17 protein-coding genes and 1 pseudogene are annotated in these 15,699 nt (G+C 40.0%); 9 read left to right on the forward strand and 9 right to left on the reverse strand.

Going from position 1 to position 15,699, the window contains the following annotated elements:
- Window positions 1-17: 17 nt before the first annotated feature.
- Window positions 18-458 carry a DUF2569 domain-containing protein gene (locus BDD26_RS14870; protein WP_115826961.1) on the reverse strand — a complete coding sequence of 147 codons (441 nt, stop codon included), beginning with the start codon at window positions 456-458 and terminating at the stop codon, window positions 18-20.
- 140 nt (window positions 459-598) lie between these two features.
- Here BDD26_RS14870 and BDD26_RS14875 point away from each other — a divergent pair, with 140 nt between their 5' ends.
- Window positions 599-1,639, forward strand: coding sequence for an oxidoreductase (locus tag BDD26_RS14875; protein WP_115826962.1), 1,041 nt, complete (start codon window positions 599-601; stop codon window positions 1,637-1,639).
- 39 nt (window positions 1,640-1,678) lie between these two features.
- The gene (locus BDD26_RS14880; protein WP_038262517.1) at window positions 1,679-2,686 is read left to right on the forward strand and encodes a bile acid:sodium symporter family protein; all 1,008 of its coding nucleotides are present in this window, start codon (window positions 1,679-1,681) and stop codon (window positions 2,684-2,686) included.
- A 36-nt stretch (window positions 2,687-2,722) separates the two neighbouring features.
- Here the strand turns inward: BDD26_RS14880 and add are convergent, their stop codons facing one another.
- From add to manA, 3 genes are all read right to left on the reverse strand, one after another.
- Window positions 2,723-3,724 carry an adenosine deaminase gene (gene add / locus BDD26_RS14885; RefSeq protein WP_115826963.1) on the reverse strand — a complete coding sequence of 334 codons (1,002 nt, stop codon included), beginning with the start codon at window positions 3,722-3,724 and terminating at the stop codon, window positions 2,723-2,725.
- Between the two features lie 184 nt (window positions 3,725-3,908).
- Window positions 3,909-5,432, reverse strand: a complete 1,524-nt coding sequence (locus BDD26_RS14890) for a YdgA family protein (RefSeq protein ID WP_115826964.1) — start codon at window positions 5,430-5,432, stop codon at window positions 3,909-3,911.
- Window positions 5,433-5,603: 171 nt separating this feature from the next.
- Complete coding sequence (gene manA / locus BDD26_RS14895; RefSeq protein WP_115826965.1) at window positions 5,604-6,779, reverse strand: mannose-6-phosphate isomerase; 1,176 nt, start codon at window positions 6,777-6,779, stop codon at window positions 5,604-5,606.
- Window positions 6,780-6,952: 173 nt separating this feature from the next.
- On the opposite strand from manA, the gene fumC reads away from it, so the two are divergent.
- The gene (gene fumC, locus BDD26_RS14900; RefSeq protein ID WP_115826966.1) at window positions 6,953-8,347 is read left to right on the forward strand and encodes a class II fumarate hydratase; all 1,395 of its coding nucleotides are present in this window, start codon (window positions 6,953-6,955) and stop codon (window positions 8,345-8,347) included.
- Between the two features lie 72 nt (window positions 8,348-8,419).
- Here the strand turns inward: fumC and tus are convergent, their stop codons facing one another.
- Window positions 8,420-9,346 (reverse strand): DNA replication terminus site-binding protein, encoded by a 927-nt coding sequence (gene tus, locus BDD26_RS14905; protein ID WP_115826967.1) that lies wholly within the window; start codon window positions 9,344-9,346, stop codon window positions 8,420-8,422.
- Between the two features lie 307 nt (window positions 9,347-9,653).
- Between tus and BDD26_RS14910 the strand changes: the two genes are divergently transcribed.
- Window positions 9,654-10,286 carry a helix-turn-helix domain-containing protein gene (locus BDD26_RS14910; RefSeq protein ID WP_038262505.1) on the forward strand — a complete coding sequence of 211 codons (633 nt, stop codon included), beginning with the start codon at window positions 9,654-9,656 and terminating at the stop codon, window positions 10,284-10,286.
- A gap of 10 nt (window positions 10,287-10,296) precedes the next feature.
- Here the strand turns inward: BDD26_RS14910 and BDD26_RS14915 are convergent.
- A pseudogene (locus BDD26_RS14915) lies at window positions 10,297-10,642 on the reverse strand (MFS transporter); the annotation flags it as partial.
- A 279-nt stretch (window positions 10,643-10,921) separates the two neighbouring features.
- Here BDD26_RS14915 and mlc point away from each other — a divergent pair.
- Window positions 10,922-12,142 (forward strand): sugar metabolism global transcriptional regulator Mlc, encoded by a 1,221-nt coding sequence (gene mlc, locus BDD26_RS14920; protein WP_115826968.1) that lies wholly within the window; start codon window positions 10,922-10,924, stop codon window positions 12,140-12,142.
- A 141-nt stretch (window positions 12,143-12,283) separates the two neighbouring features.
- Window positions 12,284-12,832: an ATP-dependent dethiobiotin synthetase BioD gene (bioD, locus tag BDD26_RS14925; RefSeq protein ID WP_115826969.1), complete on the forward strand. Its 549-nt coding sequence runs from the start codon at window positions 12,284-12,286 to the stop codon at window positions 12,830-12,832.
- Between the two features lie 60 nt (window positions 12,833-12,892).
- Here the strand turns inward: bioD and BDD26_RS14930 are convergent, their stop codons facing one another.
- The 3 genes from BDD26_RS14930 to ydfG form a co-directional block, all read right to left on the reverse strand.
- Window positions 12,893-13,225, reverse strand: coding sequence for a DUF1161 domain-containing protein (locus BDD26_RS14930; protein ID WP_115826970.1), 333 nt, complete (start codon window positions 13,223-13,225; stop codon window positions 12,893-12,895).
- Between the two features lie 34 nt (window positions 13,226-13,259).
- On the reverse strand, window positions 13,260-13,622 hold the full coding sequence (locus BDD26_RS14935; RefSeq protein ID WP_115826971.1) for a DUF1283 family protein: 363 nt from the start codon (window positions 13,620-13,622) through the stop codon (window positions 13,260-13,262).
- A 129-nt stretch (window positions 13,623-13,751) separates the two neighbouring features.
- On the reverse strand, window positions 13,752-14,498 hold the full coding sequence (ydfG, locus tag BDD26_RS14940) for a bifunctional NADP-dependent 3-hydroxy acid dehydrogenase/3-hydroxypropionate dehydrogenase YdfG (protein WP_038262484.1): 747 nt from the start codon (window positions 14,496-14,498) through the stop codon (window positions 13,752-13,754).
- A 145-nt stretch (window positions 14,499-14,643) separates the two neighbouring features.
- Between ydfG and BDD26_RS14945 the strand changes: the two genes are divergently transcribed.
- The 3 genes from BDD26_RS14945 to BDD26_RS14955 are packed head-to-tail and all read left to right on the forward strand — an operon-like array spanning window position 14,644 to window position 15,644.
- Entirely contained in the window at window positions 14,644-14,853 is a 210-nt protein-coding gene (locus BDD26_RS14945) for a hypothetical protein (RefSeq protein WP_115826972.1), read from the forward strand.
- Window positions 14,853-15,158: a hypothetical protein gene (locus BDD26_RS14950; protein ID WP_115826973.1), complete on the forward strand. Its 306-nt coding sequence runs from the start codon at window positions 14,853-14,855 to the stop codon at window positions 15,156-15,158. Before BDD26_RS14945 ends, BDD26_RS14950 begins: the two co-directional genes overlap by 1 nt.
- 48 nt (window positions 15,159-15,206) lie before the next feature.
- Complete coding sequence (locus BDD26_RS14955; RefSeq protein ID WP_115826974.1) at window positions 15,207-15,644, forward strand: GNAT family N-acetyltransferase; 438 nt, start codon at window positions 15,207-15,209, stop codon at window positions 15,642-15,644.
- Window positions 15,645-15,699 lie beyond the last annotated feature (55 nt).

Raw genomic sequence — 15,699 nt, forward strand, 5'->3', positions numbered from 1 at the left:
ATCAATTTTAGGGGATGTTATCGATCTTGTGTGAAAGTCATTTTAACCCGATAAGAGCGCTTGATATAAGGAACAAAAACAGCAGCGGCTAATAGGGGCCAAAGCAGGGAACGAATAGCTATTTCGTCAGGAATAGGAGAAAAAGCAAATGTTTTAACGGCAATAAGAACAGAAAGTGTCAACCAGATGATAAAAATACGCGGGAATCGTTTTGAACGAATAAAAAGCAACTTTAATACCCAAAATGTAAAACACCACATAATAGCCGTGGTTAATACGGAGATATACCACAGGATGGTGAAATTACCTCCTGTTTGGTGAATAACAGTGCTTTGCTGAAAAAAAGTTATGGCATATAACACTAACATTGAGCTGGCAGCAATAAGTGTCATGATCAAATAAGCGGCAGGAGCCAATAACCAACCGTTTATACGGTAATAATCATTGGATTGATACATAAAAAATATTCTCTCCATGATGGGTATTCAGATACCAAAAGATAGTAACACAGGAATTAAGATTATTTGCTAATGAATAAGAGCTGGTGCTATTTTCTGGTGCCTTGTTATAACCGTTTTACAAATGTTGAGAGGCAGTTATGAGTAATTCTCTGAAAGTTGGCTTGGTTGGATATGGTTATGCCAGTAAGACGTTTCATGCACTATTGATTGCAGAGACGCCAGATGTTGAATTATTTGCTGTTTCCAGTAGTGATATAGAAAAAGTTAAAAAAGATTGGCCAGCTATTAATGTTGTATCTTCACCGGAAGCGTTATTCAATGATCCAGATATTGACCTCATTGTTATCCCGACTCCCAACGATACCCACTACCTGTTAGCGCAAAAAGCATTGTCTGCCGGTAAGCATGTTGTGGTTGATAAACCTTTTACGATTACGGTGGAAGAGGCAGAGACACTAAAAAAACAGGCGGAAGATGCTAACTTATTGTTGTCTGTATTCCATAATCGTCGTTGGGATGCAGGTTTTTTGACTGTTCAATCACTGATTAAAGAAAATGTATTGGGAGAATTAAAGTATTATGAATCCCGTTTTGATCGCTATCGTCCGGTTGTTCGTCAACGCTGGAGAGAAGCCGCAGGAGCGGGAAGTGGGATCTGGTATGACCTGGGTCCTCATTTATTGGATCAGGCAGTCCAGCTTTTTGGGAAACCCCAGGCTATTACAACAGACCTAGGTATGATACGGCCAAATGCCGAAACACCAGATTATTTTCATGCACAACTCAAGTATCCTGGGTTAAAAGTGGTATTACATGCATCAATGCTTGTAGCAGCGGAATCTGCCATTTATACCCTGCATGGAATGGCGGGGAGTTACGTGAAATATGGTTTAGATACGCAGGAAGAGTGTTTGAAAGCAGGCGAAAAACCATCACAAGAAGGTTGGGGATATGATGCGCGCGATGGATATGTGACGTTGTCACAAGGTGATAACTTGATTACACAAACCATTCCTAATTTACCGGGGAACTATAGTGCTTATTATGCCGCTATTCGTGATGCTATTCTGACAGGAAAACCTAACCCTGTGACCGCAGATGAAGCTATTTTGATTATGAAGCTGATCGAGGCAGGTGAAAAATCAGCGAAAGAGCAACGTACTGTGGTGATTGATTAACTTTAATTGATTAACCTTAAAGTAAGAGGAACGGCATTAATGAGCTGGTGGCAAAAGTTAAAAATCGATCCTTTTCTGTTAACACTGATTACCGTAGTAATTATTGCGTCATTCTTTCCCTGTGAAGGAGAAGTAAAAAAGTGGTTTCAACATTTGACTACAGCAGCTATTGCATTGCTGTTTTTTATGCATGGAGCCAAACTTTCACGTGATGCGATTCTGGCAGGAATAGGGCATTGGCGTCTGCATTTAGTTATTTTTCTTAGCACTTTTGTTTTATTCCCTATATTAGGTATGGGGTTACATTTCATTGTACCGGAATGGATGTCGCCAACGGTCTATATGGGATTTCTGTATCTTTGTGCTTTACCAGCCACTGTGCAATCAGCGATTGCTTTTACTTCTGTTGCCAGAGGGAATGTAGCTGCTGCGATATGCAGTGCTTCAGCATCCAGTCTGTTGGGAGTATTTCTTTCTCCATTACTTGTTGGTTTTCTGATCCAGTTTCATGATGTTGCGGGTGATAGTACTGGTAGTAGTGCAGTTCATCCTGACACATGGAAAGCGATAAAAGATATTATCCTGCAATTGATGGTGCCTTTTATTGTTGGTCATCTGTCACGCCCGTTGATTGCCAATTGGGTAGAACGACATAAAAAGTTGGTCAATGTGACGGATCGTTCATCGATTTTGCTGGTGGTGTATGTTGCATTCAGCGAAGCGGTTGTAGAAGGCATTTGGCATAAAATTGATGCTTATTCACTGATTATGATTGGTATCGTCTGTTGTGTTCTGCTGGCAGTGGTATTAACCATTAATGTATATAGTTCACGCTTATTCGGATTCAGCAAAGAAGATGAAATTACCATCGTTTTTTGTGGCTCTAAGAAAAGCCTCGCCAATGGAGTGCCGATGGCGAATGTTTTATTTCCGGCAGCAATGGTTGGCACTATGTTGTTGCCGTTAATGATTTTTCATCAAATCCAATTGATGGTCTGTGCGGTACTTGCAAACCGATATGTTGCCCGCTCAAAAAAGGCAGAGTAATTTTCTGCCTTTAAAAGTATGATTTGTTATCGCCTGTTAGCGGTTTGCAGCTTTAGCGCTTAATGCCTGTTTCTCTGCTTCACTCAGGAATGCTGTTTCCAACCCGTTGCTCTGTGCCTGTCGGATCTGTCCTGGAGACAATCCAGCGGCAGGCGCAGCAACATTGTACTCATTACTAATTTCAATTCCTTCAACGGCCGGGTCATCGGTATTGATTGAAGCCAGAATGCCATGCTCAAGGAATTTTTTCAGCGGGTGAGCTGATAAGGAGCTGACGGTACTGGTTTGCAGGTTTGATGTCAGGCAGGATTCAACACCAATGCGGTTTTCCGCCAGATAATCCATTAGTGCAGGATCGGTGACAGCCTTAACGCCGTGGCCGATCCGGGTTGCTCCCAACTCACGGAGCGCGTGCCAGATGCTTTCGGCGCCTGCTGCTTCTCCTGCGTGTACACTGATATTCCAACCCGCATCACGTGCCTGAATAAAATGTTGTTCAAACAGATGCCCGGGGAAACCAAGTTCATCACCTGCCAAATCCATCGCAGTAATATGTTGTTTATGGGCAAGCAAGCCTGCTAATTCTTGAGAACAGGCTTTTTCTCCGAATGTTCTGCTCAGAATACCAATCAGGCGAATTTGGATATTGTGTTGTTTGCTGGCGGAGTGGATACCGTCAATGACAGCTTCCACGACACCTTCAACCGGAAGCTGGTGGTTCATTGCCATGTAGTAAGGTGAAAAGCGGAGTTCGGCATAGTCCAGTCCGGCATTGACTGCATCTTCTACGTTTTCTACCGCAACCCGGCGGCAAGCATCCAAATCAGCCAGTACAGCAACACCCCAATCAAGTTTTTGCAGAAAGCTAATAAGATTTGGCTCATTTTCAATGATCTGGACATGGGGACACAGAGTTTCCAGTTCATAAGCAGGGAGAGCGATATTATGTTGACGACCAAGACTCAGAATGGTTTCAGGGCGAATGTTACCATCAAGGTGACGGTGTAAGTCAGTGAGTGGAAGCCGGGTATCAATCATTTTTTATCCTTCTTATCAGAAAAATATACAAAAAAGCCAGTCAATGAATTGACTGGCAATGAAAGCACTATTTATCGATTTTTTTACGATGTTTTTGCTGCGTCAGTCTTTTTAATCGTCTTAACCTTCAGCGCGTGCTTTCTTGTAGGGAACCCTAATCGGGTTCTGTTTGCTGTGACGACTATTACTCAGCAGCAGGAAGTTCAGCTTCACTATCATGCTGATTTGATTCACCAGCATCATCATTGGAATCGATAAGGTGATTATCAAGCAGGAATTGATGTAAGCTGGATTCTTTACCATTTAATTTCACTTTGCCGTTGGCGTAGTGGAGGTTAAGGTCAATAGCGTCATCGGTGTTAGTCATAATGTTAAGTGCAGCACCTTGAGCCGCTATAAATTGAACCTGCATATTAGCGGTTTTTTCAGCTTTGTTTTTATCTTCACCTAAGTATTCGCCTGATTTGGTGATTTGCTCAATCAGCATGGGCTTAGACAATTTAACATTAAGTGACAACTCCTGAAGCAGGGTACGAAGCTGTTCTTCTGTTCCCATTTGAGCGATTTTATTCAGATCTTCAGGTATGTTTTGCAGTGCAATCTTAAAGTCTATTGTGCTTTCACCTTTACTGTTTTTCCAGCTAAATGGCGCAATACTGAAGTGTGGATTGTTTTTAAGCAATATTGGCAAGTGGCTGTAAATCCCGGTGGCAACATCCTGAGATGATTGCTCTAATTCTTTGGTAGAAAATGATTTTGCCATAATAGCATCAGATAGTTGTGCAAATTTATGAACAGCCTGACCATCCAGATTATCCGCGTTAAACACTAGCTTACCCGAACCAAAATCCAGATTGCCAATTTTGACTCCACCGATTTCATAAGCACCGCCGATATTCACATTCTCCTTGTTTTCACTCGTTTTGATCGAGATTTTTAAATTCGTGAGAAGGAAATCATCCTTCTCACTGGAACTTTTCGAGGCCATTTCGCCAATAGTATAGTTTTGATCGCCCAGATAGAGATCGAATTTACCTTTTTTGTTGTCATCAGCGTTAAAATTAATACCCTTGAGAGTAAAAACTCTTTTTTCTGAAGGTTCATCTACGGTCAGTTCATCGCTTTTGAGACTAAAAGAGTACTCACTTAAATCACGATTGATATCTGTGTTGATTTTGGCACCGGAAAAAGTGATCTTAGTGCCGTCTTTACTTGTGTGCTTGATCGGCACAATCTCAATATCGGAAGATAAGTTGCCGCCATAACTCACATTAGCATCAATGTTAAACAGAGGTTTACCATTAGTAATTTCAAGCAGTTCTTTGAGTTCGTCATTTTGTTCAATTTCTGCATGGATAGAGGCCATTTTAGGGACGAAATTGAATTTTTTCAGGGCGGAAGTTGGGAATGGGCCGTGATTGATATGAGATTTGAAGACAATTTTTTCGTTTGGCTTCATGCCTGCATTTTTTGCGTCTTCTTTTAGACTCAGGATAAAACGGACATCAGAGCTGAAAATACCACGCTGGAAATCTTTTACCTGTACTTCAAGCCTGCTATAGGGGAATGCATCTGTAAGTTTTGTGTTCATCTTTTGGACTGTTTTATCCAAACGAGCTTCAACTTTCTTCCCTGTGTACCAGGACGCACCTGTCCACGCTGCACCTAAAGCAACGATTACGCTTACAGCTACTAACGATTTTTTCATGTGGCAATTCCATCCTTAATTTTGCGCATACAATATCATTGGTATATATGCGATATGTCTTTGAGTAAAAAAGTTGTTAATTGTACAGGTTAACTAAAGAACTTTTAATCGCTTTTCAATAAAAGTGTGATTAACAACCAATGGATAAAAGTATAACTCTATGAATTTAACTTATTTATTTGATACCCTGGCAAGTTTCCCATTGCCATGAACAGTCACGGTTTTCTCTATAGCAGATAAGAAGACTGATTCACCTGAGACGATTCTCAATTCTTGCTCGCCAGAATTGAGAATCAACTGACCATCAAAACAAAATAGAACTGATGCAGAATCATTCTCTAATGCTATCGGTTGCTCTGAAACAGCATAAATTGAAAAATGAAAATCGTTGACGGGAACAGGGTAATTTAGAGCATCTTTTTCCTGAGTTGGGATAGTCAACAACGTATCGGCTGGTTTAGAGATGAAATCCAGATTAGCCATCAATTCAGGGATATCCATATGTTTACTGGTTAAACCAGCACGCAGAACATTATCTGAATTAGCCATAATTTCTAATGCAACACCTTCAAGGTAAGCGTGAGGGGTGCGGGCATAGAGAAACATTGCCTGTCCTGGTTGCAGTTCAACAATATTGAGCAGAAGAGGGGTAAACAGACCATTATCATCAGGATAGAACACAGTCATCTTTCTGATAGTATCCCAAGGCTCTCCCCGGCGGCTATTTAATGCTGATTTTAATACTGCGATGGCTAAACTTTTCTGTTTGCCCTGCATGGTCAGTAACTGAGAAAAAAGAAATGATAAATTTTGCTCAGTGGGGTTCTGCATAAATGTCTGGATATCGGAATGTGCGCCAGAAACATAATTAAGAAGAGCAGCAATTTCTGGTAATGGCCGGAAAGCATTCATCGCTTTGAATGGCGTTAGTGCATACACTAGCTCTGGCTTATGGTTATCATCCTTGTAATTGCGTTGTGGTGAATTCAAAGGAATACCCGCGGTATTCTCCTTAGCAAACCCTTTTTCCGCCGATGGTTTATCAGGATGTACCTGAATAGAAAGAGGTTGAGCGGCGCATAACACTTTAAACAAAAATGGCAGACGCTGGAACTGATCTGCTACTTTTTTACCCAGATACTTTTCCGGATTTTGAGCGATAAGCTGATTTAAGGCGACAGGCTCACCTGTTGCAGGATCAGTAACCAGAGAACTGCATTTGGGATGTGCTCCCATCCATAATTCTGCCATTGGCTGATTGTCCGGATTTTCGATGCCATAAATATTTGTCAGGGCGGTTTTACTTCCCCAATCATAATGTTGGATCTGGTTGGTCATTTTCAGCATGGCTGGATTTCCTATAATAAAAAATAAACCTATTTATATAATAACAATACAATAAACACGATTAGGTCGCATTATCGATAATAAATTTATGGCATTATAAAGGAATGCCGACTAATTTATCTGCAAAGTTTGATCCGGCGTATTCAATTATTCTGTGTGCTAAGGAGATAGTAATGGCAGCCACTCGCATTGAAAAAGACTCAATGGGGCCAATTGAAGTACCTGCTGACCAATTATGGGGAGCGCAGACTCAACGTTCACTGGAACATTTCCGCATTTCTCAGGAGAAAATGCCGGTTGCGTTGATTCATGCTCTTGCATTGACTAAACAGGCTGCGGCCAGTGTCAATATGGATCTGGGCCTCTTACCGAAGGAACGTGGTGAGGCAATTATCGCTGCGGCGAAAGAGGTATCAGAAGGCAAACACTCAACAGAATTCCCTCTCGCTATCTGGCAGACGGGGTCGGGCACTCAAAGCAACATGAACATGAATGAAGTGCTGGCGAACCGTGGTAGTGAGCTCCTTGGCGGTCAAAGAGGTAATGAGCGCCTAATCCATCCTAATGATGATGTTAACAAGAGTCAAAGTTCGAATGACGTGTTTCCAACAGCAATGCATGTTGCGGCCGTTATCGCATTGAGTGAGCATCTACTGCCTGAGCTGAAGGTACTGCAAAAAACACTGGCAGATAAAGCAGAAGCATTTAAAGACATCGTAAAAATTGGTCGTACTCACCTGCAAGATGCGACACCTCTGACGTTAGGTCAGGAAATTTCAGGCTGGGCCGCAATGTTGGCTCATAATCTGAAGCACATTGAAGATAGCATTCCTCATGTATGTGAATTGGCACTAGGTGGAACAGCCGTTGGAACGGGCTTGAATACCCATCCTGAATATGCAGTTCGTGTTGCGAAAAAAATCGCCGAATTATCCGGGCAACCTTTTGTAACTTCACCAAATAAATTTGAAGCACTGGGTACTTGTGATGCCCTGGTTCATTCCCATGGTGCATTGAAAGGACTGGCTGCGTCATTGATGAAAATTGCCAATGATGTTCGCTGGCTGGCTTCTGGTCCTCGTTGTGGAATCGGTGAAATCTCCATTCCTGAAAATGAGCCGGGCAGCTCTATTATGCCAGGTAAGGTTAATCCGACTCAGTGTGAAGCTATGACGATGCTATGTGCGCAGGTCATGGGTAACGACGTAGCTATTAACATTGGTGGCGCGTCTGGTAATTTTGAGCTGAACGTCTTCCGCCCAATGGTTATTCATAATTTCTTGCAGTCTGTTCGTTTGCTGGCGGACGGTATGCATAGTTTCAATGAACATTGTGCTATCGGTATTGAGCCTAATCGTGACCGTATTACCCAATTGTTGAATGAATCTCTGATGCTGGTAACTGCGCTGAATACCCATATCGGTTATGACAAAGCGGCAGAAATCGCTAAGAAAGCACATAAAGAAGGTCTGACTTTAAAACAGTCAGCAATGCAGCTAGGTTATCTGACCGAAGCTGAATTTGACGCTTGGGTGCGCCCGGAAGATATGGTTGGCAGCATGAAATAATTCTTGCTGATTTTGGTATTGGTTGATGTAGAACCGGAGGGTAAACCTCCGGTTTTTTTATATTGGTGCGCCTTATATTTCCCGATAAAGATGTAAACGCGGTATCACAAGCTCAAGTGGTTTTGCTTTAGGTTTATGGCGGTATTTGATTGCATTGGCATTATAGTTCGATAGCGTACCCACTTTGGGTTTGATCTCGCTATCTTCAGTATAAAAAGCAATGATTGGCAGAGGGCAGGCATATTGAACCTGTTTTTGTATTTCTGAATACCAAACGCGAGCTATGGGTTGCACTTTTACTGGTCGTTTAATTTTCAAAACTACATCATCAGGTAGCTTTTTGATATCTGTAATTTCTAATGCAACCAATGCAGCCCATTGATCGCTGGAGTAGGGAGGAACTGCTTTTCCGGCATTATAACTTTTTTCCAACCGTTCAAGAACTTGTTGTTTGGTCACTTTATTAATGATGTTCTTATTGGCCCAGCCAAAATTGATGGTATCCGGGTTTATGAGGGGAGTTATCGTGCGATAGGCATTTAAGGTAATTAAACCACGTAAATGATCGTGGACAAATTCAAACCGTTGCTCTTTGCTGACTCCTGATTCTTTAGTTACTATGTTTTCCAGCTCGGCTTTGAGTTGATTAACTTCCTCTATAACATTCATTGCGGTTTTATATTGCTGGTGGCTTACAGAAAAACATAGTGCGCCTGGCAATCGGCTTGCTGCTTTGCTGCTGATATTAGGGTGGTTATGATGTATGAATAGCTTCTGATAGAAGCTTAAACCTAAGTTAAGTGCTTCATTTCCTTGTAATGGATTGACATTAATTTCGGTAATTTGCTCATGTTCTTCACCTTTTTCAATTTGTGGTAATTGAAATAACCGGGCATCAATAAGCGGATATTTCAGCAATAACTTAATCAGCTCAGCCAATTTTTCTTCCTGTTTTTTAAAGCAGGACGTAAGTGATTCTGTTGAAAGGTATTTATTCATATCCTATTACTCTGTTTCGCAAACCAACGGTTTTTCTTACCTATTTAGTTACAACATACTTTAAAACATAAGCAAAAAAAACACAAAAACTCACAAAAAGAAGAAAATAAAGCCAAGTAGGGTAGTTAAAGAGAATTAATCTTTGAAATGGGTTATTGATAAACATTTATAGATTGTGTTAAAAACTAGAAACATTAATTTTTAAAATTTAGTGATCGTGAATAACTAATTAGTTAGCAAACTTATAAGAAATTCTTTCAATTTTAAAAATTTTATTTATAAAAATTATATGCAGAGGTGGTTTAATATGAATAAATTAATTAAGCCAGTAAATTCTTTTACTAAAATTGTTGATACATTATTGCCATATTCTGAGTCAGTCTCATCTGAACAATCAACACAAGGTACGTTGATTAAAATTGAACGTGAATTTGCTAAGTTTTTTTTACTTGAGAAGGGATATGTAAATATTCGCAGGCTAGGTGATGATTTAATCATTGCAACAGTGTTTTCACCGTATGTTCTGGGGTTATCTTTCTATTCTGGCGCAGAAGCTTATTACTCTATCGAACTTGGCCCTGACTGTAAGATATATCAATTACCTCGTATTAGTGCTTTAGGTGCTATAAAGAAACACGATCTTTACAGGGAGTGGATGAGAGTAGTTTCTTATAAAATGGCTTTTTTGTATGCCAGGGATATCAGTATATTTCGTCATGGCGCTAAAGAGACTGTATGCAGCTTATTATCCCGCCTTATTACTTTGCCAGATGATTTCAGAGAAAATATATCTGTTATCAGATATATAGAACAGAGGTGCACACTTTCACGTAGTTGTATACAGCGTATATTATTTTCTCTGAAAAAAGACAAACACATCGAAATAATTGATGGTTATTTAAGCAATGTTAATTCATTGCCAACAGAATCACATTATTAATCATTAAACTTTATGCTGTTAATTTATTGAGCTTCATCCCTAAATAAAAAGCAAGTATTGTTAATAATGAAATAAAAATGGCAACACCATTCCATTGATAAAATGACCAAAACATTCCGCCTAATGTTCCTGATATACTTGAGCCTGCATAATAACAAAATAGGTAGAGTGAAGATGCCTGAGCTTTTGCTCGTTTAGCTCGTGCTCCTACCCATCCACTGGCAATCGCATGAGCGGCCCAGTAATACTTTGCCTCGTCCATGTTTATTGGTTAATGAACCGGCTTTTGTTGCGCTGTAAGTTCCTGTCAGATAAACGGCAGATAATAAACCAACGATAGTCTGACTCAGATGATAATGATTTCGTTTCCTGTAACAGATTTCTTTTTCAATATCCATTTCAGCATCAGAGATGGTTGAATTTCTACAAATACCCACATGACTTCCTTTAAATTAATTATATATTAATGAGAAACACCTAAATATTATTGATGTGAATTGTTAATCAAAAGTAACAATCACAAGAAGTTCGTGTGAAAGATCACATTTCTGTTTCAAACGAATATCTTCTGCTTTAAACCGCGACATAATCGTTACTAATTATTTAGAGGCGCAAATTAAATAGCGGGAGGCGCAGTGAGTGTGGACGTACAGCCAAGCCATGTTGACCAGATTAAGCAAATTAATATCGGTTTGGTCTATCGTCTGATTGATCAATATGGGCCTATTTCACGTATTGCACTCTCTAAAAAAGCGCAGTTGGCTCCTGCCAGTATTACAAAGATCACACGAGAGCTACTTGATGCTCACTTAGTGAAAGAAGTCGAGTTCCCTGATTTAGGGTTTCGTGGACGTCCAGCGACCGGATTGAAAGTTGATAGTCAAGGGTGGCAATTTCTGTGTATACGTATTGATAATGGTAGTGTCGTATTTGGGCTTCGGGATTTAAGTAATAACCTGGTTGCTGAACAAGAATTACCCTTTCTTGCATCCGAAAACCAAGGTTTTCTGGACGATCTTGCTGCCCTGATTGACGGTTTTTTCTTTCGGTATCAATCTCGTCTTGAGCGTTTGACTGCTATCAGTATTACCACTAATGCGATTGTTGACCCGATTAATGGAATTGTTCATAGCTCACCGTATTACAATATCCAGAACCTTCCTCTTGGGTCTTTCTTATATCGGTGTATCGGAGTGCCTGTTTTTTTGCAACATGGTATTACTGCGTGGACAATTGCAGAATCTTTATACGGGGCAGGGAAGAATTGTCAGAATATTATCCAGGTTGTCATTGATGATAATGTCGGTGTCGGTATTATGACAGCCGGGCGAATACTTCATGCAGGAAATCAAAGTGTTGTCGAAATAGGGCATACGCAAGTTGAGCCTGATGGTGAACATTGTTATTGCGGTAATACTGGTTGCCTGGAAACTGTTGTTGGCATCAAAAATATTTTGATAAAAGCACGTCAGCTAGCTGAAAAACAGCCTGATTCGTTAATGTCCACAAAAATACCGTTGACAATTCAGTTGCTTTGTCAGGCTGCACAGCAAGGTGATCTTCTTGCAGTAGAAATTATCCGTGACGTTGGGAGAAGAATCGGCAACATCATCGCGGTTATGGTCAACATCTTCAATCCTGACAAAATATTGATTGGTTCGCCACTGAACGCAGCACAACATATTCTTTATCCTGTCATTCAAAAGAAAATCACTCAGCTTTCACTTCCGGGATATAGTCAAAAAGTTGATATTGTTGCTACTGAATTTACTAATTCAGGAACTCTGCCAGCAGCATCATTAATTAAGCAATCACTATACAATGGCCAGTTGCTGCTCGAAATCATGCAAGGATAGAACACATTTGATAAAACATTGAGCTAACTCAATCCCTGTCTCAAACACATCCCCTACACTCCAAGTCTGCTCGCTATAAACTTTATCAACAGACGTTATAAAGAGTAGCCAGTTTATCTGTTACCACGGAAAAATAAATTTATGTTAACGCGCTTATTTGTTACAGGCACGGATACCAACATCGGTAAAACAGTTGTTACCCGCGCATTACTGCAAGTCTTTAATCGTGAAGGGACAATCGCAGTAGGATATGAACTTCTTGCAAAGGAAGAAAGTCAAATTGATTTTATTCAAATGACAAACTGTCTTAACAAATTGAGTCATAAAGCAGATCGCGTAATCGTTGATGGAAAAGGTGGCTGGCGTGCATTATCGCAAAATAATGCGTTCTATTCTGATTGGGTAGTGAAGGAAAAACTGCCTGTTATTTTAGTCGTTGGGATCCAAGCCGGATGTGTCAACCATGCCATTCTGACTGCCCAATCGATTATTAATGATGGGTTACCACTGATTGGTTGGATACCCAATCGTATTAATCCTGGATTAGCACATTACGCAATAGTATTAGATAAGTTACGTTGTCACATACCAGCACCTCAACTAGGTGAAATTCCCTATCTTTTGAGGCCAGAAGAACGGGATTTGTCTCATTATCTGGATATCTCAGTTATATCGGCATTTGATAATTGAGAAAAAATGGAAACAAAAAAGGGAGTATATGCTAACTCCCTTTTTGTCTTTTTAACTGTGTTAATTATCGGCCTTTTTCTCGTCAGCGGAGTGAGTGAATCGGGTATAAATAATTTTTTGTTTACCATGATTACAGCTTCCGACAACTTTCCCACTACCGTAATCCATCTGAGCACTCGCAACAACTTCAAGTTTGAAGTCTGTTTCTTTAATACCATTATTAATGATTTTTTGTGCAATTTGCTCTTTCAGACTTTCGCACGTCACTATATTTTGATTTTGTGAACTCACTATATTTTGTGAATTTTGATTTTGTGGATCTTGCGAGGCTTGTGTAACAGAAGATACAGAAGCAGCAATAAACATAGCCCCGGTTAGCAAGAGTTTTTTCACCTTATCTCCTTAATTTTATTGATGCAGGTGTGGCTTATTCGGGGTCAATAGGGCGACCTGTATTGATATCCAGACAGCGTTTTGTGTTCGGTTCCCAATAAGCATTCAGGTTAGAGTTTTTCAAACAAGCATCACGATTGTCAACATCGATTTCATGTTTATCAAAATCTTTTTCCCTGCGTTTATTAACCTTATTACGTAGAGACCGTTGATCGTTCCATTCCTCTTTGCTCTGTCGAGCATCTTCTTTAGTCATTGAGTTTTCACCACCACCATTGATAGTGATGCAATTACTTGATGTACAAGGATTGGAAAAAGCAGGTGTCTGCCAAAATAATGGCAAGAGAAGAGAAATTACAGGGATAATCTTGGCTATTAAGGAACGATGAATATTCATGTTTTAACCTCTTTCATAAAGTATTCATTGAGTGATACCCAGAATAAAATATATCAATATTAGAAAACTACGTTATATCGGGCATAAAATAACACCTATAGCACTAACGATTCATCAAAAAATGGGATATTAATTCCTGTGTACATTCATACCTGCAAATGTTTGGCAAACCGGCATCATTTCTAATGTATTGATATTGACGTGGGCAGGTAGATTCGCAACCCAAAATACGGCTTCTGCAACATCATCAGCGGTCAGGGCATCAGCACCTTCATAAGTTTTATTCACTTTTTCATTATCACCTTTAAAGCGAACCTGAGAAAACTCTGTTCCTCCAACCAACCCTGGTTCAATATCTGTTACCCGAATATTTTTTCCGAGCAAATCAGCACGAAGTCCTAAACTAAACTGTTTCACAAATGCTTTTGTCGCCCCGTATACGTTACCACCCGCATATGGCCAACTTGCTGCTATTGAACCAATATTAATAATATGACCGTGATTAATCTCTACCATCTTAGGTAATAAACTTCGGGTCATGTTCACCAGACCTTTTGTATTGGTATCAATCATGGTTTCCCAATCATCAGGGTTGGCCTGATGTGCTGGCTCCAGCCCTAATGCGAGACCAGCATTGTTCACAAGAACATCAATATTACGTAAGTTATCGGGTAATTCCCGTATAGCTTGCTCGATTGCATCCCGATTTCTTACATCTAACTGAATAGGATAAATATTTTCACCTAATTCTTCTCTTAACCTATCCAGACGCTCTTTACGGCGTCCTGTAGCAATGACCACAGAGCCATGTTTAATGAATTTTCGTGTAATCGCTTCACCAAAACCAGCGGTTGCCCCTGTCACAAAAACAATCATGGTTGCCCTCTTTTTGTAGATAATTCACTGATTTTTTCATTTAGCTATTGATTAGAGAAAGTTCTTTATCTTTAGTCAAGAAAGAATTTGATAAATTCTTTCGAAACGGTAGAGTTAATTGGTTGCTATGACATAGGTAATCATGATGAAACCAGCCACACTTTTAATTCCTGTATCTGATGTTAACTTAGGACTTGAGTGGTATAAACGCGCATTCCCAGAAGCAGAAAGTATCCGTCTGGAAAAATTTGATTTTACTCTATTAAAAATTAAAGATTTTATTCTGGAGATAGTGCAGGCTGATGCACGGGACATTGCGGATTCTTTACTCAGGATAATTAGCGGAAATTTATGATGAAAAATAAGCAACTCAAAAAACTTCAAAAAGAACTCGATACATTAGGGCTAATTGAAAAAGATCCTGATGTAGTCGGTTATGTGCTGTTTAACACGCGTAACTGTCGATTCGCAACGCTGGATGAAAATGAATTTGGGATGGTGATATATGCGGATGATATTGAAGAAGCCTATTTGGCGACGTCACGATTTGCTGCATTAATGGAGATTGATTTTTTGCCGGAGCCAGACAAATTCGATATTGCCGTTATCCCGGTCGTTGAGAACCCATTATTTGGGTTAATGCTCAAAAAAACAGACTAAAATTAATACAATAAAATTTTGACTTACAATCCCATATTGGAGTGGTGTATGTTGATTACCTTAACTGACGTAAACAAGAACAATTATGAAGCTGTCTGTGACCTATCAGTAACTGATGACCAACTTGACTATATTGCGGAAAATGCATTTTCCCTTGCTGAATCCAAATTTTACCCTTCATACCAAACGCGCGCAGTTTGTCTGGATGGGGAGCCTGTTGGTTTTTTCATGTGGGTACCGGATGACAACCAAAGAATAATGATTTGGCGGTTTATGGTGGATAAAAACCATCAAAACAAGGGCATTGGGCGTAAAGCACTATCGCTGGCGCTTGATGAAATCAGACGCACAGATCAGCTGGAAACAATAGCAATCAGTTATGATCCGAATAATCTCGTTGCAAAAAATCTTTATGCCAGTTTTGGTTTCGTTGAAGTTGGTATAGATGAGGAAGCCGGAGAGATGATAGCTGTTATCAAGAATTAGAGGCATTTCTAATGTTCTTGATGCCTATAGACACTACTGTTATTAAAAAATTGAA

It is taken from the genome of Xenorhabdus cabanillasii, assembly GCF_003386665.1.
Classification (GTDB): domain Bacteria; phylum Pseudomonadota; class Gammaproteobacteria; order Enterobacterales; family Enterobacteriaceae; genus Xenorhabdus; species Xenorhabdus cabanillasii.

Bases quoted from the DNA above. Each gene is read 5' to 3' on its own strand.
- BDD26_RS14870 (WP_115826961.1), bottom strand. From the start codon at position 458: ATGTATCAATCCAATGATTATTACCGTATAAACGGTTGGTTATTGGCT.
- BDD26_RS14875 (WP_115826962.1), top strand. From the start codon at position 599: ATGAGTAATTCTCTGAAAGTTGGCTTGGTTGGATATGGTTATGCCAGT.
- BDD26_RS14880 (WP_038262517.1), top strand. From the start codon at position 1,679: ATGAGCTGGTGGCAAAAGTTAAAAATCGATCCTTTTCTGTTAACACTG.
- add (WP_115826963.1), bottom strand. From the start codon at position 3,724: ATGATTGATACCCGGCTTCCACTCACTGACTTACACCGTCACCTTGAT.
- BDD26_RS14890 (WP_115826964.1), bottom strand. From the start codon at position 5,432: ATGAAAAAATCGTTAGTAGCTGTAAGCGTAATCGTTGCTTTAGGTGCA.
- manA (WP_115826965.1), bottom strand. From the start codon at position 6,779: ATGCTGAAAATGACCAACCAGATCCAACATTATGATTGGGGAAGTAAA.
- fumC (WP_115826966.1), top strand. From the start codon at position 6,953: ATGGCAGCCACTCGCATTGAAAAAGACTCAATGGGGCCAATTGAAGTA.
- tus (WP_115826967.1), bottom strand. From the start codon at position 9,346: ATGAATAAATACCTTTCAACAGAATCACTTACGTCCTGCTTTAAAAAA.
- BDD26_RS14910 (WP_038262505.1), top strand. From the start codon at position 9,654: ATGAATAAATTAATTAAGCCAGTAAATTCTTTTACTAAAATTGTTGAT.
- bioD (WP_115826969.1), top strand. From the start codon at position 12,284: ATGTTAACGCGCTTATTTGTTACAGGCACGGATACCAACATCGGTAAA.
- BDD26_RS14935 (WP_115826971.1), bottom strand. From the start codon at position 13,622: ATGAATATTCATCGTTCCTTAATAGCCAAGATTATCCCTGTAATTTCT.
- ydfG (WP_038262484.1), bottom strand. From the start codon at position 14,498: ATGATTGTTTTTGTGACAGGGGCAACCGCTGGTTTTGGTGAAGCGATT.
- BDD26_RS14945 (WP_115826972.1), top strand. From the start codon at position 14,644: ATGAAACCAGCCACACTTTTAATTCCTGTATCTGATGTTAACTTAGGA.
- BDD26_RS14950 (WP_115826973.1), top strand. From the start codon at position 14,853: ATGAAAAATAAGCAACTCAAAAAACTTCAAAAAGAACTCGATACATTA.
- BDD26_RS14955 (WP_115826974.1), top strand. From the start codon at position 15,207: ATGTTGATTACCTTAACTGACGTAAACAAGAACAATTATGAAGCTGTC.